Raw genomic sequence first — 24,632 nt, forward strand, 5'->3', positions numbered from 1 at the left:
AGGCCCGTTTCATGGCAGCGATGGACCAGGTCGAGCCGCGCCTCGCGGTGCAGGCGCCGTGGATCGGCCCAGCCGGCGTCGAGCGCGGCGAGCAGGGTCTCGCGCGCCTGCGGATGCAGCGGCCCGGGGGCTGCATCCAAGAGCCCGGACCTCCCGGGCCCGACCGGAACGGACGCCATATCTCGAACGTTACCGACCCCTGCAGCGCATTCGGATCGGCCTACGGTAGTTTTGGCACAGCATGTCCCTACGGTCATGCTGCCTGCACATTTCCGCCCGCTCTGGACCGAACGAGGTGCCCGTTGCGATTGCCTGACACCGTGGCCAAGGCCCGGCGCTCCCGCGCCGTCATCGGCCTCGCAGTGACGGCTGCCGTCCTGAGCCTGGGAGGCTGCGGCCTCGCCGGCGCCCAGGGCAAGCTGTCGAATGGCTATCTGCCCGAGGGGGCCACCGAGGGCGCCGAAACCGTCCGGTCCCTGTGGATCGGCTCATGGATCGCGGCGCTGGCCGTCGGTGGTCTGGTCTGGGGCCTGACCTTGTGGTGCGTCGTCGCCTACAAGCGCAAGGCGGACGACCCGCCATTGCCCGTGCAGCTGAAATACAACGTGCCGATGGAGATCCTCTACACGGTCGTCCCGATCTTCATGATCGCGGTGCTCTTTTACTACACAGACCGGGACGCCAATGAGTTGACCTCGACCAAGGCCACGCCCGACTACGTCATCAATGTCGTGGGCAAGCAGTGGAGCTGGGACTTCAACTACACCACCTCCGATGCCCACGAGTCGGGCACCCAGGCGCTCCTGACCGGCAAGCCCGGCGTCGAGGAGACCCTGCCGACCCTCTACATTCCGGTCGGCAAGCGCGTCGAGTTCCAGCTCACCGCCAATGATGTCATCCACTCCTTCTGGGTGCCGGCCTTCTTGACCAAGCTCGACATGATCCCGGGCCGCGTCAACACCTTCCAGGTGGTCCCGACCCGCGAGGGGACCTTTGCGGGCAAGTGCGCCGAACTGTGCGGCGCCTACCACTCCGAAATGCTCTTCAACCTCAAGGTCGTCTCGGTCGCGGAGTACGACAAGCACATCGCCGACCTCAAGGCCCAGGGCAATGGCGGCCTGCTGCCGCCCACTGTCCTGCGCGAGCCGATCATCAAGCAGGACACGGACAAGCTCACGACAGGGGGCAACTGACGATGAGTAGCATCACCTCCGACTCCACGATGTTGCGCACGGCCGACCGGGTCGAGCACAAGCGCTTGGCCCCCGGGACCACGGTTGTGAAGTGGATGACGACGACCGACCACAAGGTCATCGGCAATCTCTACTTCATCACCTCCTTCATCTGGTTCCTGCTCGGTGGCCTGATGGCGCTGGTCATCCGGATGGAGCTCTTCTCCCCGGGCATCGGCTTCGTCGACGACAAGCAGCAGTTCAATCAGCTGTTCACCATGCACGGCACGATCATGCTGTTGCTCTTCGCGACGCCCCTCTTCGCCGGCTTCGCGAACGCCTTGATGCCCTTGCAGATCGGCGCCCCGGATGTCGCCTTCCCGCGACTGAATATGTTCGCCTACTGGCTCTACCTCTTCGGTGGCCTGATCGCGGCGTTCGGCTTCCTCACCCCGATGGGCGCGGCCGCCTTCGGCTGGTTCGCGTATGCCCCGCTCTCCAACTCGGTCTTCAGCCCCGGCGTGGGCGGTGACCTGTGGGTCTTCGGTCTCGCCCTCGGTGGCTTCGGCACCATCCTCGGTGGCGTCAACTTCATCACCACCATCGTGTGCATGCGCGCGCCGGGCATGACCATGTTCCGTATGCCGGTCTTCACCTGGACCGTGCTCGTCACCTCGCTGCTGATCATCTTGATCTTCCCCCCACTCGCCGCCGCGCTCTTCGCGCTCGGCGCGGACCGCCGCTTCGGTGCCGAGGTCTTCGATCCTGCCAACGGTGGGCCGATCCTGTGGCAGCACCTCTTCTGGTTCTTTGGTCACCCCGAGGTCTACGTCATCGCCCTGCCCTTCTTCGGCATCATCTCCGAGATCCTGCCGGTCTTCGCGCGCAAGCCGATCTTCGGCTACAAGACCCTGGTCTTCGCGACCATCGCGATCGCCGCGTTGTCGGTCAGCGTCTGGGCACACCACATGTACGTCACCGGACAAATCCTGCTGCCCTTCTTCGCGGTGATGACGATGGCCATCGCCGTGCCGACGGGCGTGAAGTTCTTCAACTGGGTCGGCACCCTGTGGGGCGGCCACCTGGTGTTCTCCACGCCACTAATCTGGGCGCTCGGCTTCCTGGTGACCTTCCTCTTCGGTGGCTTGACCGGCGTCATCCTGGCCAGCCCGGCCCTCGACTTCAGCCTCTCCGACTCCTACTTCGTGGTGGCCCACTTCCACTACGTCGTCTTCGGCACCGTCGTCTTTGCGATGTTCGCGGGCTTCTACTTCTGGTGGCCGAAGTTCACCGGCCGCATGCTCGATGAGACCCTGGGCAAGATCCACTTCGTCCTGCTCTTCGTCGGTTTCCACACGACCTTCTTGATCCAGCACTGGCTCGGTGTCGACGGCATGCCCCGGCGGTATGCCGACTATCTTCCCGAGGACGGCTTCACCTTGGCGAACCGGGTCTCCACCGTCGGCGCCTTTATCCTCGGTGCCTCGATGCTGCCGTTCATGTACAACGTCTGGAAGACGTGGAAGTACGCGCCGCTCGTCGACTCCGATGACCCGTGGGGGTATGGCGCGTCCTTGGAGTGGGCGACCTCCTGTCCGCCCCCGCGACACAACTTCAACTCGCTGCCCCGAATCCGTTCCGAACGGCCGGCCTTCGACCTGCACCACCCTGAGGCCGCGCCCGCGTCTTTGCGGGTCGCCAACACCGCCGATGAGCGCCGACTGGCACGAAAGGGCTGATGACTTCCCATGAAGGCCGAGAGCTACTTCTTCGCCCTGATTGCCGTCTTTGGTGCGGTCATGGGTCCGATTTACGGGCACTTCACCCACTGGCAGGAGCCCGTCGGCCCCGTGGGGCTTTTCCTCGCCGCGGCTCTGGGCGCCATGGTTGCCTTCTACTTGTGGATGACGGGCAAGCGCATCGGCTACCGGCCGGATGACAACCCGGACGGCGAGATCGCCGAGGCCGAGGGCGACTACGGCGCATTTGCTCCCTACTCGTGGTGGCCGCTATGGCTCGGCCTGACCTCGGCCCTGGTGTTCATGGGCATCGCGGTCGGCTGGTGGATCGCCTTCATCGGTGCCTTCTTCGGCCTCTTCGCCCTGGTCGGCTGGGTCTTTGAGTTTTACAAGGGCCAGCACGCCAACTGATCGACAACGCGCGGCGGCCTCCCCTCATCGAGGGGAGGCCGCTGGCCGTTAGGCTGCGGGCATGGCCAGCCAGCGCTCGCGTCCGTCTTCCTCCGGCCATCGACGAGGGTCGGGCCGGTCGTCGGCCGCCGCAGATCGCCGCGGGCAGGTTGAGAGAAACGGACCCAAGGGCATCCCTGCCGGGACGGTGATCGTCCTGTTGGTCCTGGCCTGCATCGTCCTGGTGGAGATTTGGCTGCTCAAGGTCAACTGGGCGACGGTCAGGGCGAGCACCCGCAACACCCTGCTGGCCGTGGCCTGGTGCCTGGTGCCGCTCATCGCCACCGGCCTGGGGATCGGCTCCTCCATCCGCTATCAACGCCAGCAGCAGCGGAACGGACGCTGAAGGCGTCGGCACATGGTGACCATGAGCCCCGAGGAGTTCGACGCGGCCGTCGCCGACGCGCTCGATGAGATTCCCGCCGAACTGATGGCTCACCTGGACAATGTCGTCTTCTTCGTCGAGGACGAGCCGCCGGCCGACGAGCCGGAGATCCTCGGACGTTACGAGGGGATCGCCCTGACCGACCGCCCGCAGTGGGGCGGTATGCAGTTGCCCGACCGGATCACGATCTATCGCGGGCCACTGTGCCGGATGCGCTGGACCCGCGACGAACTCGTCGACGAGATCGGGATCACGGTCGTCCACGAGATCGCCCACCACTTCGGCATCGACGACGAGCGGCTGCACGAACTCGGCTGGGGCTGACCACGCGCAACGGGTAAGGGCCCCGGGAGTCGCCTTCCGGGGCCCTTGCGCGCCGTACGCCGTGGTGTGGCGTCAGGGTCGGCCCGTAATACCGGCCGTCTCTTCACCGTAGGTCTCCTCGGCGGCTTCGATCGCCTCGAGGTGCTCGGTGGAGTGCCCGTCGTGGTGGGCGGCCGCCAACTCGGCCGGGGTGACCGGCAGGAGGTTGTCCTGGAAGTAGAACCGGCTCAGCCGGGCCCGCAGGTTGCGCTTGCCACCGGCTGGGGAGGCCACGCCATGCGCGTCCACACCGGAGGTGAGCTGCAGGGGCTCCTGCGGGTCGTGCTGGACCAAGGTCCACCGGGTGTACTCATCCAGCGGCTCGTGAGCCTCGAAGAACTTACCTTCCGCGGTTCGCACGATACGTCCGGTCTCCCGGCCGTGCAGGACGAGATTGCGGTCGGCGCGCTGCAGGCTCAAACAGATCCGGCGAGTCACCCAGAACGCCACGACCGGCAAGACGAAGGTCGCGGCGCGGAAGAAGTAGGTGATGTCGTTGATCGACATGTGCAGCTTGATCGCCATGATGTCGTTGGCCGCGGCGAACATGAGCACGCCGTAGAAGGTCAACGCCGCGACGCCGAGGCCGGTGCGGGTGGCCTGGTTACGCGGGCGGTCGAGCAGATGGTGCTCGCGCTTGTCGCCTGTCACCCAGGACTCGATGAACGGATAGGCCGCCATCGCGCCGTACATGACCGGGATCAGGCCGAGAGCTCCGATGGCGACGTTCAGGCTGAGGGTATAGCCGAAGGCGTGGAACTCCAGCCAGCCGGGCAGGAGCCGCAAGGCACCATCGGCGAAGCCCATATACCAGTCCGGCTGGGAGCCGGCGGTGACAGGGGAGGGGTCGTAAGGCCCGTAAACCCAAATCGCGTTGATCTGCACCATTGCGGCCACGACGGCCAGGAAGCCGAAGACGATGAAGAAGAAGCCACCGGCCTTCGCGGCATACACCGGCATCACCGGGAAACCGACGACGTTGTTGTTGGTGCGCCCGGGCCCGGGGAACTGCGTGTGCTTCTGCACCGCGACCATGACGATATGCGCCGTGAACAAGCCGATCAGGATGGCCGGCAGCAGCAGCACGTGGACGCTGAAGAGCCGGGGGATGATCGCCTCGCCCGGGAAGGGGCCGTCGAAGACCATGAACGCCAGATACGACCCGATGACGGGGGCGGACTGCATGAAGCCTTCCGCGGCCCGCAAGCCCGTGCCGGAGAGCAAGTCGTCGGGGAGCGAGTAGCCAGCGAAGCCTTCGATCAGGGCGAGCATCGACAGGATGCAGCCGATGACCCAGTTAAGTTCACGTGGCTTGCGGAAGGCGCCGGTGAAGAAGACCCGGAGCATGTGCGCCGACAGGGCGACGATGAACATCAGCGCCGCCCAGTGGTGCATCTGGCGGATCAGCAACCCGCCCTTGATGTCGAAGGAGATGCGCAGCGAGGACGCATAGGCCTCCGACATCTGCACACCCTGGAGCGGGACATAGGAGCCGTCGTAGGTCGTGTGGCCGGCGCTTGGGACGAACCAGAAGGTCAGGAACACACCGGTCAGTAGGCAGACGATCATCGAGTACATCGCGATCTCGCCGAGCATGAAGGACCAATGGTCGGGGAAGACCTTCTTCATCAAGTAGTTGACGCCCTTGGCGGGGCCGAGGCGGTCATCCACCCAGCCGGCCACGCCACCGAGCTTCTTAGCGCCGGCCGAGGGCGGCGCGGTCACGCGGGCATCGCCGGCACGCAGGCCATCGGCCGGTCGGGTGTTGTCGATGGTGGTCATCCACGCTCCCAGAAGCTCGGGCCGACAGCCTCATGGAAGGGCTGTGCGGCGACAAGGTAGCCCTCACCGTCAACGGTGATCTTCAACTGCGGCAAGGGGCGCTTGGCCGGACCGAAGATGACCTTGCAGTCGTCGGTCACATCGAAGGTCGACTGGTGGCAGGGGCAGAGTAGGTGATGCGTTGTCTGCTCGTACAGGCCGACGGGGCAGCCGACGTGGGTGCAGATCTTGGAGTAGGCGACGATGCCCTCGTGGCCCCAGGCCTGCGCCTTGCGGCCGCCGTCGGTGTCCTGGAACTGCGAGGGGTCGAGACGCATGAGCAGGACAGCCGCCTTGCCCTTCTCCTCGAGTACACCGTGCTCCAGGCCGCCTTCGCCCGTCTCGGGGTCGGGCAGCAGGCCCTCGGGCAGGACGTGGTAGACCGAGCCGATGGTGACATCCGAGGCCTTGATGGGCAGGTTCTCGGGGTCGCGCATCAGGCGCGGGAAGCCATTGGCGTAGGGCTCGTAGGTGCCGTCGTGCGCCGGCGTGCCATTCCACATGGTTTGGGAGAGCTGCTTGCGCGGCAACGGGCCGAGGCTGCCGACCAACTGCACCAGAAGGGGGAGTGAGAACAGGCCGAGCGCACCGCCGAGAGTGGCTTTGATCAACGGGCGTCGGAACAGCTGGCTCGACTCGCCGCCGCCGCGCATGACGTCGACGAAACCCTGGCGGGCCTCGTCGCTGCTGCGCATCGGGTGGCGTTCTTCGACGACCTCAGCGTCGGGCATCAAGGTCTTGGCCCAATGGACGGCGCCGAGCCCGATGCCCAGCAGGCCCAGCCCGAGGCCGATACCCAGGAGCAGATTGCTCGTGGCGATCTTGCCCAGGCCCGGCACGAAGCTGCGATCGTGCGTTCCGACCGCGAAATACGCGACCAGGAACAGCAGGGTGCCCAAGATCGAGAGCCCGAACAGGCCAGCGACTTGGCGTTCGGCGCGCTTGGCACCCATGTCGGACAGGTCCGACAACCGCTCGACATGCGGGGGAAGGCCGGGATTGACGAACTGCTCGGGAATGCCACCGTCACCGATGTGGTGGCCATCGTCCAGGCGGACGACAGTGGTCTCGTGTTCGGACTGGTGCGAACTCACGGATCAGGCTCCCTTCTGTCCGAGCCAGTAGGCGGCGCCCACGAGGATGCCCAGGCCGAAGACCCAGGCGAACAAGCCCTCGGGCACCGGGCCGAGCGAGCCGAGCGCCATACCGCCGGGGTTGCCGGTCTCGTTCATGGCCTTCAAGTAGGCGATGACGTCGTTCTTGCTCTCGGGGCTGATGTTGTTGTCATTGAAGACCGGCATGCTCTGCGGGCCGGTCTCCATGGCTTCGTAGATGTACTTGCCGTCGACCCCCATCAGCGATGGGGCGTATTTGCCACGGGTGAGCGCGCCACCGGCGCCGGCGGAGTTGTGGCACATCGAGCAGTTGGTGCGGAAGATCATCCCGCCCTTGCCCGGGTCGCCGCCCTCACCGGAGGTGTACTTCGCGTCCGGAATCGCCGGTCCGGGAGCCAGGGAAGCGATATAGGCCGCGAGCGCCGCGATCTTCTCGTCATCGAAGGTGACGTCCTTGCCGCGCGGCGCCTGCACGCCGGGCTCGGCCATCGGCATCCGTCCGGTGCCCACCTGGAAGTCCACCGAGGCCGCGCCCACGCCAGCGAGGTTTGGACCCTGCTCAGTGCCCAGAGCGTTCTTGCCGTGGCACGAGGCGCAGTTAGAGGCGAACAATTGCTTGCCCAGGGTGATCTGGTCGGCGGTTGCCTCGGCGGCCGTTGCGGCCTTGGGGGCGAAGGCGGCATACGCGCTACCCGTGATCAGCAACCCCAGCAGAAGCAGGAAGAGGATTGCGGCCGGATGGCGCCGCCGCGCGGCGAGTGCGTTCACAGTGGTCTCTTTTCGTTGCGGCCGGAGGTCACTTGAGCAGGTAGATCGTCGCGAACAGCGCGATCCAGACGACGTCGACGAAGTGCCAGTAATAGGACGTCACGACCGCGCCCGTGGCCTGGGCGTGGCTGTAATGACGGGTGGTGAAGGTCCGGCCGATGATCAGCAGGAAGGCGATCAATCCGCCGGTGACGTGCATGCCGTGGAAACCGGTGGTCAAGTAGAAGACCGAGCCGTAGCCGTCGGAGGAGAGGGTGATCCCGTCGTGCACGAGGTGGGCGTACTCATAGACCTGACCGCCGATGAACAGGGCGCCGAAGATGTACGTCAGGACGTACCACTCACGCATACCCCAACTGCCGACATTGAAGAAGCTGCCGGTGCGGGCGGCTTGGCCGTGCTCGGCCTTGTAGACACCGAGCTGACACCAGACCGAAGAGATGACCAGGACGGTGGTGTTCGCGGCCGCAAATGGCACGTTCAGGGTCGGCGTGTGCTCCGCCCACAGGTCTGGGCGCACCTGGCGAATGGTGAAGTACATCGCGAAGAGTCCCGCGAAGAACATCAACTCACTGGAGAGCCAGACGATCGTCCCGACCGAGACCATATTGGGGCGCGTCACCGGCCCCAACGCGTTGCCGTGAGTGGGCGATGACGTGCCGGAATGAACCGCGGATGCTGTGGCCACGCGGCCATTATGTCGGTAACGGAATCGGAAGTACGCGCGACCCCCCGATTTATGTGCAGGACGTTATGAACCCTGCACGTGGCTAGGCTGTTCCCATGGCCCACAGCACCTCCGCGTCCGAGCCCACCGGTCCGCGCCGACTCTCTGTTCTCCTCTACAGCGATGACATCACCACGCGCGACGCCGTTCGCGCCGGGGTCGGGCGCCGGCCGAGCGCGGATCTGCAGATCGATTCCTGGCGGGAGTGCGCGACCGCCGCCGCGGTTATCGAGGCGGTCGAGAACGACGCCTTCGATCTGCTCGTGCTGGACGGGGAGGCCGCTCCGGTGGGCGGGCTCGGCCTGTGCCGTCAGCTCAAGAACGAGATCTTCAACTGTCCGCCCGTCCTGGTGCTGACCGGGCGCCCGCAGGACGTTTGGCTGGCCGCCTGGTCGCTGGCCGATGCCGCCGTTCCAGCCCCGCTCGACCCCTTGGCGCTGTGCGCGGGGATCGGTCAGGCCCTGTCGGCCGCGCCGGCTCCCGCCGCGCGCTGACGTGCCGATGAGTGGTCCTGCTCCGGCCGCGAGTTGGCCGGATGTCTTGACGCGCCTGCTCAGCGGGTGCGATCTGACCCATGACGAGGCGGCCTGGGCGATGGATCGGGTTTTCTCCGGGGACGCGACCCCCTCGCAGGTCGCCGGCTTCGTCATCGCCCTGCGGGCCAAGGGCGAGACGGTCGAGGAACTGCGAGCACTGGCCGACGTCATGCTGGCCCACGCCCACCGCTTCCAGGCCCCGGCCGAGAGCATCGACATCGTCGGCACGGGCGGGGACCGCGCTCATACGGTCAATATCTCGACGATGTCGGCGATCGTGCTCGCGGGTGCGGGCCTGCAGGTCGTCAAGCACGGCAATCGGGCGGCCTCCTCGTCCTCGGGGAGTGCGGATGTGCTGGAAAGTCTCGGGGTCGACTTGAGGTTGAGCCCAGCTGACGTCGCTTCGGTTGGCGAACGGGCGGGTATCACCTTCTGTTTTGCGCAGGCCTTCCATCCCTCTTTGCGCCACGCGGCGACGACCCGGCGAGAGCTGGGCATCGGCACAGTGTTCAACATGCTCGGTCCGCTGACCAACCCGGCGCAACCGACGTATGCCGCGGTGGGCGTCGCCGACGTGCGTGTCGCGCCGCTCATGGCCGGCGTCTTCGCCGCGCGCGGACGGGAGGCGGTCGTCTTTCGCGGGGGCGACGGGTTGGATGAGTTGACGCTCGCCGGGCCGTCGGATCTGTGGTGGGTGCGCGGCGGCGAGATCGTGCTCGACACGTTGACCCCGGGCGAGGTCGGCCTGGCCGAGGCGCCGTTGTCGGCCTTGCGCGGCGGCGAGCCCGCCCACAATGCCGAGGTCGTGCGCGAGTTGCTGGCCGGGCGGGGGAGCGACGGCGCCGGCTGGCCGGTGCGGGACGCCGTCCTGCTCAATGCCGGGACTGCGTTGGCTCTCGCTCGGGGGGCGGCTCGGCTCGCCGGCGATCGGCCCAGCCTGCTAGCGGCGCTCCGGGCGGGGATCGACGCCGCCGCGGCGACCCTGGACTCCGGGGCAGCGGCGGCTGTGCTCGATCGGTGGGTCTCGGCGACGCGCGCACCTGCTTGAGGCGGCTCGCCTTCGGCGTCAGTTCTCGATGCCGAGGCTGAACGCTGCTTCGAGGTCGTGCCGGGAGTAGGCGCGGAAGGCGATGTGGGTCGCGGTGCGGAGCACTCCTGGGGTCTTGTTGAGCCGGTCGGCGATGACGGCCGCGAGGTCTTCGTGGCGGGCGACCCGGACCATAGCCACGAGGTCGGCCTCGCCGGTCACCGAGTAGACCTCGCTGACGCCGTCCAGATCGGCAATCGCTTGGGCGACCTCCGGGATCTGGTCGACCTCGGCGTTGATCAGGACGATGGCGGTGATCATGGTCGTCAATGTAGCGATCAGGAGCCCTCGAAACGCTCGGGGGGCACCGCTGCCAGGTGGTCCCCGAACCGGCTGGCGCCACCGACCGGGCACGACCAGACGCCGTCGACCGAGACCAGCCGGACGCCCGGTTCTTCGAGCCAGCGCAGGATCTTCTCGCACTCCTCCGGCAGGGCAGCCGGTGCGGGGGCGGGCGCCGGTGCCACCACTTCGGCGCTCGCGCTCAGCGCCTCGACGTAAGGCATGGGGTCGGCGCCACGGGGGCTGCGGGTGCTGCCTGCGAGCCGCCCGAAGCGCACGCAGATCAACTCCCACCCGCCCAGGGGCGAGCGTCGAGCGGCGACGATTTCGGCGGTGGTGGCCAGTGGGGCAAGGCGTTGTGAGCGAGTCAGGCCGCGCACGAGCGCGGCCAGCCGGTCACGCAGGGTGGCGGCATCCTCATACCGCTCGTCGCCGGCGAGTTGTTGCATGCGGCGCTCGAGGGGCGATAAGACGAAGCTGGGATCCCCGACGAGCGCTTCTTGGGCGGAGCGGACCAGCGCGCCATAGTCATCGACAGTCTGAGCGCCGGTGCAGGGCGCGCCGCACCGGCCCATCTCTGCGAGGGCACACGCGGCGGTGAAGCGGGTGACGGAGAGCCGCTGATGGCATCGGCGTAGCGGCACGGCGTCGTGGACGGCCGCCATGGCGTCCTCGGCGGCTGCGCGGGAAGGGAAGGGGCCGACATACGTCGTTGCGTCGCCGCGGACCTGCTTGACGATAGAGAGCCGGGGGAAGGGCTCGACGGTGAGCTTGATCCACACGGCCTTCTCGGGGTGCCGCGAGCGGCGGTTGTAGGGGGGCTTGTGCTCGGCGATCAACCTGAGCTCGCGGACCTGGGCCTCAAGGGCGGTCGCGCAGACGATAGGGGTGACGCTCTCGGCGATCCGCACCATCTCCGACATCCGCCGGCGCTGCTCCGAGGCGGTGAAATAGGAGCGCACCCGGGTGCGGATGTCGACCGAAGTGCCCACATAGAGCACGCGACCGTTGCCGTCCTTGAACTGGTAGACCCCGGGAGCCGACGGCAGGTCGTCGGCGAGATAGCGCTTGCGGCGACGGGCAGGCGGAACGCGTGCAGAGTAGGTCGCGAGCTCCTCGAGCGTCGTGACTCCGAGGCCGCCCACCCGGGCGATCAGGCCGTGCAGGACATCGACAGTCGCCTGGGCATCGTGCAGGGCCCGGTGATCGGGGGCGACGTCGGAGTGGAAGACCCGGGCCAGTGAGGACAGCTTGTGGTTGGGCGCTTCGTCGCGGGTGACCAAGGCTCGGGCGAGCAGGACGGTGTCGAGAACGGTGGCGCCGGGCCATGGGGTGCTGGTGGCCGCAGCCGCCGCTTTGAGGAAGGAGATGTCGAAGCGGGCGTTGTGGGCGACCAGGACGGCGTCACCGGCGAACTCCAGGAAGCTCGGGAGCACCGACTCGATGCGGGGAGCCGAGGCGACCATGGCGTTGGTGATGCCGGTCAACGCGCTGATGACCGGTGGGATGGGCACGCGCGGATTGACCAGGCTCTGGAACTCGCCGAGCACCTCGCCACCGCGGACCTTGACGGCACCGAACTCAGTGATGTGGTCGCCGTGCGCGCTGCCGCCCGTCGTCTCGAGATCGACCACGACGAAGGTCACCTCGTTTAAAGGGGTGCCGAGGTCGTCGAGCGTCCCTTGGATCGCCCGGGGGAGGACCGCGGAGCCGGGAGCTCGCTGCGAGGGGCGGGCCAGCGTGGTGGTCGACATGGGAAAGACGCTAGAGATGACCACCGACAAGCCTCCCCAGGCGCCGCCGACACGCGGCGAAAGGGGGTTGTCGGTGGTCATCTCTAGCGTCTTTCCCAAGGGTCACCGGGCTTCGGATACCCGAGCACCTGATCGACGCAAGTCACCGAAGGAAGGAAGCCACCATGTGGATCGATTGCCAAAGCTGCCCGGTCGCGCAGACGCACTGCGGCGAGTGCGTGGTCACCAGCCTGCTCGACATCATCCCGGTCGGCCGGGCCGAGATGCAGATCGACGTGGATGTCGCCCTGGATGCACGGGAGCGGGCTGCGGTCACCGCCTTGGCCAGTGCCGGACTGATCGGCGCCGAGACGGCCGCGACCGCCCGGGCCCGCATCAGCCGGCCGGCCCCCGTGGGTTTCAGATCGGCGACGGGGTAAAGGCGGCCGCGACGTCCTGATCACGCGGCTGCGGACCGTGATCGCGCTCGGCGGCCGCATCGGCGACCAGCGAGACAGCGACCAGGCCGGCCACCAGCCAGAACTGGTTATAGAAGGCCTGCTTGTTGACGAGATTCGCGGCGAGCAGCACCAGGGCCACCCAACGCAGCAGTTCACCGAGCGGCGGCTGCCGGCGCCGGACGGCGATCATTCCGGCCGCCAGAGTGCCGAGGATCACCAGGCCGGTGATCCAGAACGGCAGCGTGACTCCGAATCTGTTCAGAGCCAGGAGATACCACGTGTTGGCGAATTTGATCGGGTGGAAGCCCACCAGCAAGGTGATGGTGTCGTGGACGAAATCCGCCGGGGCGGTGATGAACCACGGCGCGATCAAGACGCCGGTCAGGGCCCCGGTGCCGATCGCGCGCGCCGGGCCGAAAGACCGCCAGCACAGCAGCAGGGGGAGCACCAGTGCCAGGTGCTGCTTGCTTGCGCAGGCGAGCGCCAACGGCACGATCGCCCACCAGGAGCGTCCCGACCGCACGAGAACCGCCCACCAGACCAGGGCCGTCAGCAGCAGCGGTTCTGTCCAGGCCTGGTCGACCTGGGTCAAGGTCCCCGGTGGAAGAAGGATCAGGCAGATCGCCGCCGCGGTCGCCCACCGCGCGTCGGCCGCGCCCGTGGCGGCGAGGAGCCGGTGGCGCAACTCCGAGCGGGCACCCCCGGCGCGTGATCGAACGGAGCCTTCAGCCGCAGCGATGCGGGTCGGAGCGCCGATCGGACGAGAGAGTTGCCAGATGCCGGCCGCGAGCACCAATGACCAGATCAGCAACATCCAGCGGACATCGCCGAAGAGCCACCGTCCGGGGGCGAGGAGCACCGTGCTCCACGGCAGATAGGTATAGGCGTCCTTGATGCCCGGCGAGCCGGTCCAGGTCATCGTGTAGAAGTTCTCGAAGCGCGCCAGGGCGTCCGACGATTGCTGCAGGATCACCCAGACGTCGATTTTGGGCCGGTGATCGGTGGTGATGGCGATGACGCTCGCCGCGACATAGGCGCTGATCGCAGCGACCCAGGCCAGTCCGGGGCGATTGCGGCCCAGAGCCAGGGCGGCTCCGAGGGCGCCGATGGCCAAGGCGATCCGTGCCGTCCACTCCCAGCCGTCCGACAGCCAACTCCACAGCGGCACGGCGAGGCCCACAACGGCCGCCCCGCACAGGGCCAGGGCCATCGTGCGTCGTCCCATGCGCACGCGGGTCTCGGTGACCAACCACCAGGCGAGCAGTCCGCAGACGGCCGTCAGGGTGAGCACGATGGCGACCCGGAAACGCACCACGCTCCACTGCAGGACGCCGAAGTAGGCCAACCATGCGCAGGCCACCAGCCACGGCGCGAACCGGCGGGCAGGCATACGGGCTCCAAGAGGGGACGGGCGGATGGGGGCTCGGACAACAAGCATCGGGCGGCGTCCCGCGGACGCATGCCGCGGCAATCCTAGGCGGTGCGCACAGGTTAGGCTTCCGCGCATGGCGGACAGCACCGAGTCCTCGATCGTCATCAACGCCGAGCCCGGAGCGGTGCTCGACGTGATCGCCGACCTCGAGGCCTATCCCGAGTGGACCGGCGAGATCAAGAATGTGACGATCCTCGCCGAGGAAGGTGACGGCTGGCCCGACCGCGTCGAGATGACGATGGACGCGGGCGTCATCAAGGACACCTATGTCCTGGATTACGAATGGGATGTCACCGAGGACGGGACCGGGCAGGTCTCGTGGACCCTGGTCGAGGCGAGTGTCCTGAAGGCCATGGATGGCGCCTACACCCTGGCCGCGGTCGAGGAGGGGACGCTGGTCGAATACCGGCTGCTCGTCGACCTGAAAATTCCCGTGCTGGGCATGCTCAAGCGCAAGGCCGAGAAGGTCATCATCGAGACCGCGCTGAAGGAACTGAAGAAGCGGGTCGAGTCGCTCTGAGCCGGGTCCTGCTTTTCACAGGTAAGGGCGGCGTCGGCAAGACCACGACAGCGGCCGCCACGGCGGTTGCCAGTGCTCGATCGGGCGTGCGCACGCTGGTGATGTCCACCGATGCCGCACATTCTCTCGGTGATGCCCTCGACCGCGACCTGACCGCGACCGCCATTGGCGGGCCGGCGCTCATCGAGCCGGGGCTGGCCGCCTTGCAGGTGAGTGGTCGTCGACATGTCGACGGCTCCTGGGGCATCGTCCGGCGCTATCTCGTGGAGACCCTCGGTGCCCTAGGCGTCGACCCGGTGGTGGCCGAGGAGATGACGTCATTGCCCGGTGCGGAGGAGATTGCCGCCCTGCTGGAGTTGCGTGAGCAGGTGGATTCCGGGGAATGGGAGTTGATCGTCGTCGACTGCGCGCCCACGGCGGAGACCCTGCGGTTGCTCGCCCTGCCCGAGAATCTCGCCTGGCACCTGAATCGGATGCTGCCCGGGACCGCCGGGATCCGCCGTGCCGCGCGGCCGGCCGCGGCCGCGGCCCTTGGGATCCCCCTGCCCGGCCCGGAGATCGTCGACGTCGTCCGGGGCTGGTATGCCGCGATGCTCGAGATCCATCGCCTGCTGGCCAGCGCTTCGGCATCGGTGCGCCTGGTGACGACTCCCGAGAGCGTCGTGATTGCCGAGGCCCGGCGCACGTGGACCTCGCTGAGTTTGTACGGCTACGCCGTGGATGCCGTCTATGTGAACAAGATCTTGCCGACCCCCGCCGAGACCGGTGACGACGGCAGCGCGGCCGCCTGGTTGCACTCGTGGAATGCGGCGCAGGCGCGGGGAATCGACGAGGTGGTGGTCTCCTTCGCGGGCCTGCCCGTCGTCACCTCGCCCTATCTCGATCGCGAGCCCATCGGGCCGGACGCCCTGGCCGACCTCGCCGCTCGGCTGGTCCTGGGCGACCTGGCCGATCGCAGCCCCCTCGATCCCGTCGACGTCGCGGCGATGACGGTGGAACGAACGGCCGACGGCTATGCCCTCGGGCTCCGGTTGCCGTTCACCAGCGCCGACGAGGTCGGTCTGCAGCGTAGGGACAACGATCTCTTGCTGACGGTGGGGGAGCACCGGCGGATCGTCACGCTGCCCTCGGTGCTTCGGCGCTGCGATGTGGCCGGCGCGCGGGTTCGGTCGGGGACTCTGACGGTGGCTTTCGTCCCCGACCCCGCACAATGGCCGCGATGAACGACGACCGGAGTGAGCGGGCGGACGCCCTGGCCGACGAGGCTGCCCGGCTTTTCGACGCGGTAGAAGCCGTGACCGGGTTAGGCGCGTCGTCGCGGCAGACTCGCTCGCGCCCGCCCCGGCAGCAGTCGGCGCAGCGTCCCGCGCCCCCGGTTGAGCCCGATGCCGCCGGCTGGCAGCTGCCGGCCGATGCGGACGACGCGAGCGCCGGACCCGCTGAAGCGAACGAGCCGCCCAGTTCCCACCCGGGTGGTGAACACCCGACCACGTGCACCTGGTGCCCGGTATGCCGCGGGGTCGACACCCTGCGCGCCGTTGACCCGGACACCGTCGCCCGCCTCGCGGACGCCGTGGGCATGCTCGCCACCGCCTTGGGCGAACTCGCCGGAACGCTGCGCGAACGTCTTCCCGTCCCCCGTCACGACGACCGCGGCAGGCCGGGCGATCCTGGTGGGCCGGGCGAGGGTGACGGGCCGGCCCGGGGCCATCGGCCAGCACCTAGCTCCGTCGCGGCGCGCGACGGACTCGACGCAACGTGGAGCCGCGGGGGCGGCGGGGGCCGGGGAACGGCATACGACATACCGGTGCTGGGCGAGGAGGAGAACTGACATGGCGCAGGATGCGGCGCAGCGGCCCGTGGGCGATCTTGCGATCGGGGTCGATATCGGCGGCACCAAGGTCGCGGCCGGGATCGTCGACGAGCAGGGTGCGGTCGTGGCGCGGGCCCGCGCCGACACCCCGGACCGCTCGGTGCGGCCTAAGGTCGTCGAGGACACCATCGTCGGCGTGGTCAACGAGTTGCTGCATCAGGCCCCCGGTCGGATCGCCGCCGTTGGGATCGGTGCGGCCGGCTTCGTCGCGGCGGACCGGGCGACCATCGTCTTCGCGCCGCACCTGTCCTGGCGCCAGGAGCCGCTGCGCGACCGCCTGAGCGCCCTGATCGAGCCGCCGATCTTCATCGACAATGATGCCAATGCGGCGATTTGGGCCGAGGGCAAGTTCGGGGCCGCTCGCGGGGAAACCTCGGCGATGATGATCACCCTCGGCACGGGCATCGGCGGCGGCATCCTGATGAATGGTGAGGTCATCCGCGGCCGATTCGGGATCGCCGGCGAGTTCGGTCACATGCAGGTGGTGCCGGCTGGGCACCGCTGCGAATGCGGCAACCGCGGCTGCTGGGAGCAATACGCCTCCGGCAACGCCCTCGTGCGCGAGGCCCGCTCGCTCGTCGCCGCGAACAGCCCCCTCGCCCGGGACCTGTATGAGCGCGTCCAGGGCGACGCGAGCCAACTGACCGGTCCGCTGGTGACCGAGGTGGCCAAGGCCGGCGACCGGACGGCCATCGAATTGCTCGCCGAAGTCGGCGACTGGCTGGGCGTCGGGCTGGCCAATCTGGCCGCGGCCTTCGACCCGGGCGCCTTCGTCATCGGCGGTGGGGTCAGCGCGGCTGGTGATCTGCTCATTGAGCCCGCTCGGGCGGCCTTCCGGCGCCAGTTGACCGGCCGCGGCTTCCGGCCCGAGGCGCGTATCGTCCGGGCCGAACTCGGCAATGAGGCCGGCATGATCGGTGCAGCGGACCTGGCCCGGGCGAGCGTGCTCGGCGGATGACGGCGTTGCGGGTCGCGAGCTACAACACCCGTGACTTCCTCGATGACCGGGCGGCCGCCGCGCGGATCGTGCAGGCGATCCGCCCCGACGTCCTGTGCCTGCAAGAGGTGCCGCGCCGGCTCTTCGCCGCGCATCGGATTCACGCCTTCGCCCTCGCCTGCGGGATGCGGTGGCCGGGTCATCACCGCGGCAGCGGGGGCACGACGATTCTCCTCGGCCCGCGCGTGCGCCTGACCTTCAGCCAGCATCACCGCCTCCCTGTCCGCTTGGGTCAACGCACCCGCGGGTATGCCGTGGCTCGCCTCGCAGTCGCCGGTTCGGCTGCAGTGACGGTGGCTTCCGTGCACCTGTCCCTACGGCCGCTGGAACGCGCGGCGCACGCCCGAGCGATTCTTGCCGCGATCGGTTCCGACGAGGCGATCATCTGCGGGGACTTGAACGAGCAGGCGGACGGCCAGGCGTGGCGCCTTATCGCCACTCCGTTGCGGCTGGTCTCGCCCTTGACCCCGACCTTCCCGGCCCGCGCGCCCCGCAAGCTGCTCGACGTGGTCTTCGCCTCACCAGGCATCGAGGTGGTGCCGGCGCAGCCGCTCGAATTGGATGCGGACGATCTGGTGGCTGCCAGCGATCACCGCCCGGTGTGGGCCGACCTCGTGCTCAAGCCCGTCCCGGGCGCCTGAGCCCGGACCGCCGAAGCGGGTCAGACGACCGCGCCGTTGTCGTGGTCGTCGTCCGACGAGCCACGAAGCACGAGGAGCACAAAGCCCCCCAGACTCATGGCGATGGCCAGCCACATCCACCAGCCGGCCACGTCGGGCCGGAAGAGCACCAGCCACAACAGCAGGAGCGGCCCGCCCACCAGACCCACGATGATGCCCCAGAAGTGCAGATCCTCCTGCGGGGGCAGCGGGCGCGGCTCGGGCGGCTCGAAGTGGTCCTCGTCCTCGACTTGGTCGAGGATCTCGTCATAGGGCGCCTCATTGGTCGCGCCCCGCCACACCGGGAAGTTGGGCGCGGCCGGCGGTGTCCGGCGGATCGGGCGGCGCTCGAACAAGGGCGGATTGATCGGACCTCGGCGGCTCTCGAGGCCGGACAGGCCGGTGCCTTGCCCGCCCGCCCCGGCGGGCTCCGTGTCCGTTTCGGAAGCCCGAGCGTGGGTATCGCCATCGCCACGGTCACCGGGTGAGTTCGCGTCCGAGGTGATCGGCGGGCTGGCCGCAGCGGACGAATTCTCTTCCGGCGCAGGATCGTTGGCCTCCGAGGAACTGGCCATGGCGGGGTCCGCATCCGGCCCGTCCTCGCCGGAGACGATTGGCTCCTGCTCGGCCGAGGGGTCGTCCAGTGCGGTTGACTCCACGCCCTTGGCGAGCGCGGCATTGCGTTCGCTCTGCGCACCGGTCAGGTGCCAGCCCGCGACGATCTCGGCGAAACGACGATCGATATCGTCATCGCGCAGTTGCGGGTCGGGCTCACGCACGGGTCAATCCTCGCACGGCGCGGCCACGGTTGGCGGCCTCTCGCCTACGCCGACCGTCCCGACGCGTCGGCGCCACCGCACGGGCCCGGTGCCGTAGAGTGCCGAGAAGATAACGGCGGCATAAAGCCATGATGGCGGGGAAAGGTGCGGGCCTTGTTCTATTGGCTCCTGAAGGTCGTTCTCGTGGGGCCGCTGCTGCGTCTGTTGTTCAAGCCGCAGGTCGAGGGCCTAGAGCACGTCCCGGCCGACGGCGCCGCGATCCTGGCCAGCAATCACCTTTCCTTCTCCGACTCCTTCTTCCTGCCGCTCGTCGTCGACCGGCGCATCACCTTCCTGGCCAAATCCGACTACTTCACCGGACGCGGGGTCAAGGGGTGGTTGACAGCGGCCTTCTTCCGCGGTGTCGGACAGGTGCCGATTGATCGCTCGGGTGGGCGCGCGAGCGACGCCGCGCTGCATACGGGCTTGCGGATCCTGCGCGAGAACAAGCTGCTGGGGATCTATCCCGAGGGCACGCGCAGCCCCGACGGCCGCCTCTATCGCGGGCGCACCGGCGTGGCCCGGATGGCCCTCGAAGCGGGCGTGCCCGTCATCCCGGTCGCCATGATCGACACCGACAAGGTCCAGCAACCCGGCAAGGCCATCCCGACGATCCGCCCGGTGGGCGTACGCATCGGCGCGCCGCTGGACTTCTCGCGCTATGACGGCATGGCCGACGACCGCTACGTCCTGCGCTCGATCACCGACGAAATCATGTATGCCCTGATGGAGTTGTCGGGCCGCGAATACGTCGATGTCTACGCCACCACGCAGAAGAAGCGCCTGCTTGCGGCCGCCCGAGCCCGTGCTGAGGCGGTTTTGCCCCATCGTGCCGCACCGGTCCCGCCGGTCATCGCACTCCCGGAGTCCGCGGCCGACCGTTCGACCGAGCAGGCGCCGCCCGCCGAGCCGGACACCTTGCGCCGCGCAAGCTGAGCCACCCGTGGCCACCGTCTCCGCCCCGATGCCCGGGGTGCTCGTGGCGTTCACGCGCGGTCTGGCGATCTTCCGACCCCTGGCCTTGGCGTATGCCGGCGTGCTCGCCTGGGTGCACCGCGCCGACATGACCCGCCCATCGGCAGCGATCGCGACCTTCGCCGTGCTGGCGATCTGGTCGCTGATCGCCTCGTGGCGCCGGACGATCACGCTCCGCATGGCTGCCATCGACCTGACCCTCGCCAGTGCCGGCATCGCGGCGACCAGCCTGGCCTATCCGCGCGCCACCGTGGTCGCCGGGGCCTTGACCCTCCCGGGGATCTGGTCGAGCTCCGGAGTGGTCGCGGCAGCCATCGCCGGGGGCACGCGCTGGGGCATCGTCGGCGCGACGGTGATCTCCATCGCCGACCTTGCCTCGGTGATCACGCCGAACTTCGGCACCATCCACAACATCGTGCTGCTCTACCTCCTCGGAGCGCTCATCGGCCTGTCCACCTCGTTGGCCCGCGAAAGCCAGCGCCTCTTCGAGATCTCGGTGCGCGCCCAGGAGGCGTATGCCGAGCGCGAACGCCTGGCGCGCATCGTCCATGACGGCGTGCTCCAGACCCTGGCCTATGTGCACCGCCGCGGCACCGAAATCGGGGGCGAGAGCGCCGAACTGGGCATTCTGGCCGCCGATCAAGAACGGTCTCTGCGGGCGCTGGTCAGCGGGCGGGCCACGCCCACGGCCGCGGCCACCGACGTGGATATCGCGGCGTGGCTGCATACGCTCGTCGCCCCTGGCATCACTGTGAGTGCGCCTGCGGAGGCGGTCACCATGCCGAGCGCGCGGGCCCGAGAGATCCAGGCTGCGGTCGAAGGCGCGCTGGAGAATGTCCGTCGGCACGCCGGCCCGGACGCACGCACGTGGATCCTGCTGGAGGATCTCGGCGACCAGGTGAGCCTGACGATTCGTGACAATGGCGCCGGTATGCCGTCCGGTCGCCTCGCCGAGGCTGCCGCCGAGGGCCGCCTCGGGATCGCCTCCTCCATCCACGGGCGCCTGGTCGATCTGGGCGGCACGGCCACCTGGGACAGCGCGCCGGGGCGAGGATGCACGGTCACCCTGCGCGCGCCGAAGGATCTCGAACCCCTCGCCAGACCGGCCGCCCGGCCGGATTCCGCGCGGACCACGGCCCTGCGCGAGGCGCGCCGCGCCGGCATACCGGCCCCGATTCCGAAGGAGGAGCGATGACCCTGCGTGTCTTCGTCGCCGACGATCATCCGTTGTGGCGCGATGCCTTGGCAGCCTACCTGGAGCGCGCCGGCTTCACGGTCGTCGGCACGGCCGCCGACGGGCCGGCCACGGTGCGGCGCGTCACGGCCGTGCAGCCGGATGTGTTGCTGCTGGACCTGAACCTGCCCGGCCTGCATGGCGCCGATGTGTGCGCCCAGGTCGCGGGGCTCGGCACCAAGGTGCTCATCCTCTCCGCGAGCGGGGAGGAACGCGATGTGCTGGCCGCGATGAAGGCCGGGGCACTCGGCTATCTGGTGAAGTCCGCCACCAGCCCTGAGATCGTCGACGCGGTCGCCGCCACCGCCCGCGGTGAGGCCACGTTCACGCCGGGCCTGGCGGGGCTGGTGCTGGGGGAGTACCGCAAGCTGGCCAGCGAGCCGCCCGCCGATGAGCGCCCGGTGCCTGAACTGACCGACCGCGAGGTCGAGATCCTGCGGCTGGTCGCGATGGGCCTGTCGAGCAAGGAGATCGCTGAGCAGCTGGTCATCTCCCACCGGACGGTCCAGAACCACGTCCAGAACACGCTGGGCAAGCTCCAACTGCACAACCGTGTCGAACTGACCCGCTTTGCGATCGAACGCGGTCTGGACGAGGTCCGCTAAGGCGTCGGGCCGCCGAGCGACCGCGTGCCGGGGTGCCCGCGATCCGGGCGCGAGGCCCGCAAACGCGGCGGCAACCTATCCTGTATCGGTGACCACGACGGCTGCCCCCATGACGCATCTGCTGGACGGGCCGGGGCGACCGGCCGCACAGCAGCCGTCCTGGCCGGACGCCGAGGCGCTCAAGGGTGCCATTGACACGCTCGCGAGCTTCCCGCCGGTCGTCTTCGCCGGCGAGTGCGATGTGCTGCGGGAGCGGATGGCGCTCGCCTCGCAGGGCAAGGCGTTCGTGCTCCAGGGTGGCGACTGTGCCGAAACCTTTGCGGCGGCGACCGCCGACAACATCCGCGACCGGGTCAAGACGATCCTGCAGATGGCGGCGGTGCTCACCTATGGGGCATCGGTGCCGGTGGTCAAGGTCGGACGTATGGCCGGCCAGTATGCCAAGCCCCGCAGCAGCGATGTCGAGACCCGCGACGGCGAGACCCTGCCGGCCTACCGCGGCGATATGGTCAACGACTTCGAGTTCACGCCGCAGGCGCGCATCCCCGACCCGCAGCGCATGGTGCGCGCCTACCATGCGAGCACCGCGACGCTCAATCTGGTGCGCGCCTTCACCACTGGCGGGTATGCCGATCTGCGGCACGTGCACGACTGGAACAAGGGCTTCGTCGCGACGCCAGCCAATGCGGCATACGAGAAGCTGGCGCGCGATATCGACAAGGCCATGCGCTTCATGCTTGCCTGCGGCGCGGACTTCGACGCGATGCGCGCAACCGAGTTCTTCGCGGCGCACGAGGCGTTGATCCTCGATTACGAACGGCCGCTGACGCGCGTCGATCACCGGTCCGGGCGACTCTATGACACCTCCGGGCACTTCATCTGGATCGGGGAGCGAACCCGCGATCTTGACGGTGCCCACATCGATTATGTTGCGCGCGTTCACAATCCGATCGGTGTGAAGCTGTCGACCAAGACGACGGCCGATTATGTCGAGCAGGTCATGGACCGGCTTGACCCCGAGCGCACGCCCGGCCGGCTGACCTTCATCACCCGGATGGGCGCGCGCCAGATCCGCGATGCACTGCCGCCGATCATCGAGGCGGCGACCGCAGCCGGTGCGGCGGTGACCTGGATCTGCGACCCGATGCACGGCAACACGTTCGAGTCCTCCTCGGGCTACAAGACGCGCGACTTCGCCGATATCGTCGAGGAGGTGCACGGCTTCTTCGACGTGCATCGCGCGTTGGGCACCGTCCCGGGCGGCATCCACATCGAGTTGACGGGCAATGACGTCACCGAGTGCATCGGCGGCGCCGAGAAGATCCTCGACGCCGACCTGACCAAGCGGTATGAAAGCGTGTGCGATCCCCGCCTGAACCACCGGCAGGGCCTCGAACTCGCCTTCCTCGTCGCCGAGATGCTCGGCGACGACTGACGGTCCTCGTCTGACGGCGGCGGCGTGAAGGTCGATGTCGGGCTGGTGCTCGCCAGCCTTTCCGCCCGGCGCCGGAAGACCCTCGTTCGCACGGGAACATTGCCCAGGCGAACGAGGGGTTTGTGTTGCGCAGGGCCGCCTACAACTCGGGCGCTCCGGCAAGGGCGGCGCTCAGCGCGTTCTCGGAGAGGGCTTCGTCGGTGAGGGTCCCGCCGAAGTAGCTCTGATAGGCGCCGAGTTCGAGCAGGCCATGGCCGGAGAGGCCGATCACGATGACCTTCTCCTCGCCGGACTCGGTGCAGGCGAGCGCCTCGCGGCGGGCCTGGGCGATGGCGTGCGACGACTCCGGTGCCGGGATAACGTCCTGGGACGGAACGGTGACCGGATTCGAGCGGTTGAGACCCGATAACGCTCCGCCGGTGGTTGAGCGGAAGCCCGCGTCCTTACCAGAGGGGGTGGTGCCTACCCTGAAGCTTCAGGGTTCCCGCAAAAGTCGAACCGTGGCCCACGCGGTGATGGCGAACGACAAGCCGATCATCAGTAGACCCTATGGCAGTGGGGTGCCACCCCACATCGAGAAGACGGAGAAGCCAGCCATGGCTAGCCCGAGGAGCATTAGGGCCATTCCGGGCACCCTTCGATGAAGTGGACGAAACCTGCGCGCGTCTCCCTGATGCGACCTGTTCGATCATCTGACAGCGCATCGCCCATGAGGCATACCCTTCTGGCTGCGTCGGTCTCCGCCACTCTGGCCCTGGTGTGTCTGCCTATGGCCGACGGGGCCCAGGCGGCGCCCAACATGGGGACGACCCCAGTGATATCCACATCGGCGATGCCTGCCCTTGCTGAGGCCGTTGCCGCAGCAGGGACACCGTCGACCGGATCGCCTGTGTATGTCGCTCCCCCGGCCAACTCGGTCGCCATGGTTTAGGCGTCTGCGAATGCCTCGGCAACCGGCGGCATCGCCCTGGTCGCCCCGGCCAACTATGACCCCGTGGCGGTCAAGCAAACCTTGGGGAGATGGCCCGTGGGACAAGTCCGGCTGTTCGGACCAACGGGTGCGTTTCCGGCGGCCTTCGTCAGCGGTCTGTAACCCGCTTACACCGGGGACTCGACGCGGGTCGGCGCAAGCCGTTACCAATGGTCGGAGGCATCCGTGAACGCCTCGTTGCGCCGGGACGTAGTCCTAGCCAACGGTCCCGCGGGACCTCGATGGTCACCTCGCCGGGCGGCGGGGGTGGTCACGGTCTTGGCGCGAGTTCCGTTGCGGGAGTTATCGTTGTTTCGGCCCTCGACGGCGTGTTTGTCGTAGCCGAGGTGCTCGGTCATCTCCTCCCCCGCACGCGGGGGACCCCCACTCGAGAGCGATCTCGAGCACATCCTTGGTCAAGACCTTCAACAGCCCGTTCGGGCCGGTCAGGTCCTCACCGCGGCCGCGGGCGGCC

General features: G+C 68.3%; 26 protein-coding genes and 1 pseudogene. 17 read left to right on the forward strand and 10 right to left on the reverse strand.

Annotated features, from left to right (window positions below; all coding sequences use genetic code 11):
- Positions 1-308 precede the first annotated feature (308 nt).
- The 5 genes from coxB to PKH97_RS02515 all read left to right on the forward strand — a co-directional run bounded on the left by coxB (position 309) and on the right by PKH97_RS02515 (position 4,070).
- Complete coding sequence (gene coxB, locus PKH97_RS02495; protein ID WP_324385846.1) at positions 309-1,193, forward strand: cytochrome c oxidase subunit II; 885 nt, start codon at positions 309-311, stop codon at positions 1,191-1,193.
- Positions 1,194-1,222: 29 nt separating this feature from the next.
- Positions 1,223-2,911 (forward strand): cytochrome c oxidase subunit I, encoded by a 1,689-nt coding sequence (gene ctaD, locus PKH97_RS02500; RefSeq protein ID WP_324385847.1) that lies wholly within the window; start codon positions 1,223-1,225, stop codon positions 2,909-2,911.
- Positions 2,912-2,920: 9 nt separating this feature from the next.
- Complete coding sequence (locus PKH97_RS02505) at positions 2,921-3,322, forward strand: cytochrome c oxidase subunit 4 (protein WP_324385825.1); 402 nt, start codon at positions 2,921-2,923, stop codon at positions 3,320-3,322.
- A gap of 187 nt (positions 3,323-3,509) precedes the next feature.
- Complete coding sequence (locus PKH97_RS02510) at positions 3,510-3,707, forward strand: hypothetical protein (RefSeq protein ID WP_324385826.1); 198 nt, start codon at positions 3,510-3,512, stop codon at positions 3,705-3,707.
- A gap of 12 nt (positions 3,708-3,719) precedes the next feature.
- On the forward strand, positions 3,720-4,070 hold the full coding sequence (locus tag PKH97_RS02515) for a metallopeptidase family protein (RefSeq protein WP_324385827.1): 351 nt from the start codon (positions 3,720-3,722) through the stop codon (positions 4,068-4,070).
- A 72-nt stretch (positions 4,071-4,142) separates the two neighbouring features.
- Here the strand turns inward: PKH97_RS02515 and PKH97_RS02520 are convergent, their stop codons facing one another.
- Genes PKH97_RS02520 through PKH97_RS02535 form a run of 4 tightly spaced genes read right to left on the reverse strand, consistent with a single transcriptional unit; the run spans position 4,143 to position 8,420 of the window.
- Entirely contained in the window at positions 4,143-5,891 is a 1,749-nt protein-coding gene (locus tag PKH97_RS02520; RefSeq protein ID WP_324385828.1) for a ubiquinol-cytochrome c reductase cytochrome b subunit, read from the reverse strand.
- Entirely contained in the window at positions 5,888-7,024 is a 1,137-nt protein-coding gene (locus PKH97_RS02525) for a Rieske 2Fe-2S domain-containing protein (RefSeq protein WP_324385829.1), read from the reverse strand. Before PKH97_RS02525 ends, PKH97_RS02520 begins: the two co-directional genes overlap by 4 nt.
- Positions 7,025-7,027: 3 nt before the next feature.
- Positions 7,028-7,813 carry a c-type cytochrome gene (locus PKH97_RS02530; RefSeq protein ID WP_324385830.1) on the reverse strand — a complete coding sequence of 262 codons (786 nt, stop codon included), beginning with the start codon at positions 7,811-7,813 and terminating at the stop codon, positions 7,028-7,030.
- A 28-nt stretch (positions 7,814-7,841) separates the two neighbouring features.
- Entirely contained in the window at positions 7,842-8,420 is a 579-nt protein-coding gene (locus PKH97_RS02535; RefSeq protein WP_324385848.1) for a heme-copper oxidase subunit III, read from the reverse strand.
- 176 nt (positions 8,421-8,596) lie between these two features.
- On the opposite strand from PKH97_RS02535, the gene PKH97_RS02540 reads away from it, so the two are divergent.
- Together PKH97_RS02540 and trpD are read left to right on the forward strand one after the other, a co-directional pair.
- The gene (locus PKH97_RS02540; RefSeq protein WP_324385831.1) at positions 8,597-9,034 is read left to right on the forward strand and encodes a hypothetical protein; all 438 of its coding nucleotides are present in this window, start codon (positions 8,597-8,599) and stop codon (positions 9,032-9,034) included.
- Between the two features lie 7 nt (positions 9,035-9,041).
- The gene (trpD, locus tag PKH97_RS02545; RefSeq protein WP_324385832.1) at positions 9,042-10,124 is read left to right on the forward strand and encodes an anthranilate phosphoribosyltransferase; all 1,083 of its coding nucleotides are present in this window, start codon (positions 9,042-9,044) and stop codon (positions 10,122-10,124) included.
- 18 nt (positions 10,125-10,142) lie between these two features.
- Here the strand turns inward: trpD and PKH97_RS02550 are convergent, their stop codons facing one another.
- A complete protein-coding gene (locus tag PKH97_RS02550; protein ID WP_324385833.1) occupies positions 10,143-10,424 on the reverse strand; it encodes an Lrp/AsnC ligand binding domain-containing protein in 282 nt (93 codons plus the stop codon).
- A 17-nt stretch (positions 10,425-10,441) separates the two neighbouring features.
- The gene (locus PKH97_RS02555; protein WP_324385834.1) at positions 10,442-12,199 is read right to left on the reverse strand and encodes a DEDD exonuclease domain-containing protein; all 1,758 of its coding nucleotides are present in this window, start codon (positions 12,197-12,199) and stop codon (positions 10,442-10,444) included.
- Between the two features lie 164 nt (positions 12,200-12,363).
- Here PKH97_RS02555 and PKH97_RS02560 point away from each other — a divergent pair, with 164 nt between their 5' ends.
- Positions 12,364-12,618 carry a hypothetical protein gene (locus tag PKH97_RS02560; protein WP_324385835.1) on the forward strand — a complete coding sequence of 85 codons (255 nt, stop codon included), beginning with the start codon at positions 12,364-12,366 and terminating at the stop codon, positions 12,616-12,618.
- Here the strand turns inward: PKH97_RS02560 and PKH97_RS02565 are convergent.
- Entirely contained in the window at positions 12,599-14,029 is a 1,431-nt protein-coding gene (locus PKH97_RS02565) for a hypothetical protein (protein WP_324385836.1), read from the reverse strand. The two genes, PKH97_RS02560 and PKH97_RS02565, sit on opposite strands and share 20 nt — an antisense overlap.
- A gap of 115 nt (positions 14,030-14,144) precedes the next feature.
- On the opposite strand from PKH97_RS02565, the gene PKH97_RS02570 reads away from it, so the two are divergent.
- From PKH97_RS02570 to PKH97_RS02590, 5 genes are read left to right on the forward strand one after another with little or no spacing between them, the layout of a single operon-like run.
- Positions 14,145-14,591, forward strand: coding sequence for an SRPBCC family protein (locus PKH97_RS02570; protein ID WP_324385837.1), 447 nt, complete (start codon positions 14,145-14,147; stop codon positions 14,589-14,591).
- Positions 14,592-14,599: 8 nt separating this feature from the next.
- On the forward strand, positions 14,600-15,814 hold the full coding sequence (locus PKH97_RS02575; RefSeq protein ID WP_324385849.1) for an ArsA family ATPase: 1,215 nt from the start codon (positions 14,600-14,602) through the stop codon (positions 15,812-15,814).
- On the forward strand, positions 15,811-16,422 hold the full coding sequence (locus PKH97_RS02580) for a hypothetical protein (RefSeq protein ID WP_324385838.1): 612 nt from the start codon (positions 15,811-15,813) through the stop codon (positions 16,420-16,422). The genes PKH97_RS02575 and PKH97_RS02580 overlap by 4 nt, the downstream gene beginning before the upstream one ends.
- Position 16,423: 1 nt before the next feature.
- Positions 16,424-17,422, forward strand: a complete 999-nt coding sequence (locus tag PKH97_RS02585) for an ROK family glucokinase (RefSeq protein ID WP_324385839.1) — start codon at positions 16,424-16,426, stop codon at positions 17,420-17,422.
- Positions 17,419-18,102, forward strand: a complete 684-nt coding sequence (locus PKH97_RS02590; protein WP_324385840.1) for an endonuclease/exonuclease/phosphatase family protein — start codon at positions 17,419-17,421, stop codon at positions 18,100-18,102. The genes PKH97_RS02585 and PKH97_RS02590 overlap by 4 nt, the downstream gene beginning before the upstream one ends.
- 20 nt (positions 18,103-18,122) lie before the next feature.
- Here the strand turns inward: PKH97_RS02590 and PKH97_RS02595 are convergent, their stop codons facing one another.
- On the reverse strand, positions 18,123-18,899 hold the full coding sequence (locus PKH97_RS02595) for a hypothetical protein (RefSeq protein WP_324385841.1): 777 nt from the start codon (positions 18,897-18,899) through the stop codon (positions 18,123-18,125).
- 153 nt (positions 18,900-19,052) lie between these two features.
- Between PKH97_RS02595 and PKH97_RS02600 the strand changes: the two genes are divergently transcribed.
- The 4 genes from PKH97_RS02600 (at position 19,053) to PKH97_RS02615 (ending at position 23,187) form a co-directional block, all read left to right on the forward strand.
- Positions 19,053-19,874 (forward strand): lysophospholipid acyltransferase family protein, encoded by an 822-nt coding sequence (locus PKH97_RS02600; RefSeq protein WP_324385842.1) that lies wholly within the window; start codon positions 19,053-19,055, stop codon positions 19,872-19,874.
- A gap of 7 nt (positions 19,875-19,881) precedes the next feature.
- Positions 19,882-21,108 carry a DUF5931 domain-containing protein gene (locus PKH97_RS02605; RefSeq protein WP_324385843.1) on the forward strand — a complete coding sequence of 409 codons (1,227 nt, stop codon included), beginning with the start codon at positions 19,882-19,884 and terminating at the stop codon, positions 21,106-21,108.
- Positions 21,105-21,752, forward strand: a complete 648-nt coding sequence (locus PKH97_RS02610; protein ID WP_324385844.1) for a response regulator transcription factor — start codon at positions 21,105-21,107, stop codon at positions 21,750-21,752. The genes PKH97_RS02605 and PKH97_RS02610 overlap by 4 nt, the downstream gene beginning before the upstream one ends.
- A 109-nt stretch (positions 21,753-21,861) precedes the next feature.
- Positions 21,862-23,187, forward strand: coding sequence for a 3-deoxy-7-phosphoheptulonate synthase class II (locus PKH97_RS02615; protein ID WP_324385850.1), 1,326 nt, complete (start codon positions 21,862-21,864; stop codon positions 23,185-23,187).
- Positions 23,188-23,326: 139 nt separating this feature from the next.
- Here PKH97_RS02615 and PKH97_RS02620 read toward each other — a convergent pair whose 3' ends face one another.
- Both PKH97_RS02620 and PKH97_RS02625 read right to left on the reverse strand, forming a co-directional pair.
- Entirely contained in the window at positions 23,327-23,458 is a 132-nt protein-coding gene (locus PKH97_RS02620) for a hypothetical protein (RefSeq protein WP_324385845.1), read from the reverse strand.
- 922 nt (positions 23,459-24,380) lie between these two features.
- Positions 24,381-24,632: pseudogene (locus PKH97_RS02625) on the reverse strand (transposase); the annotation flags it as partial.

Source organism: Nostocoides sp. (genome assembly GCF_035343835.1).
In the GTDB taxonomy this organism is placed as follows: Bacteria; Actinomycetota; Actinomycetes; order Actinomycetales; family Dermatophilaceae; genus Nostocoides_A; species Nostocoides_A vanveenii.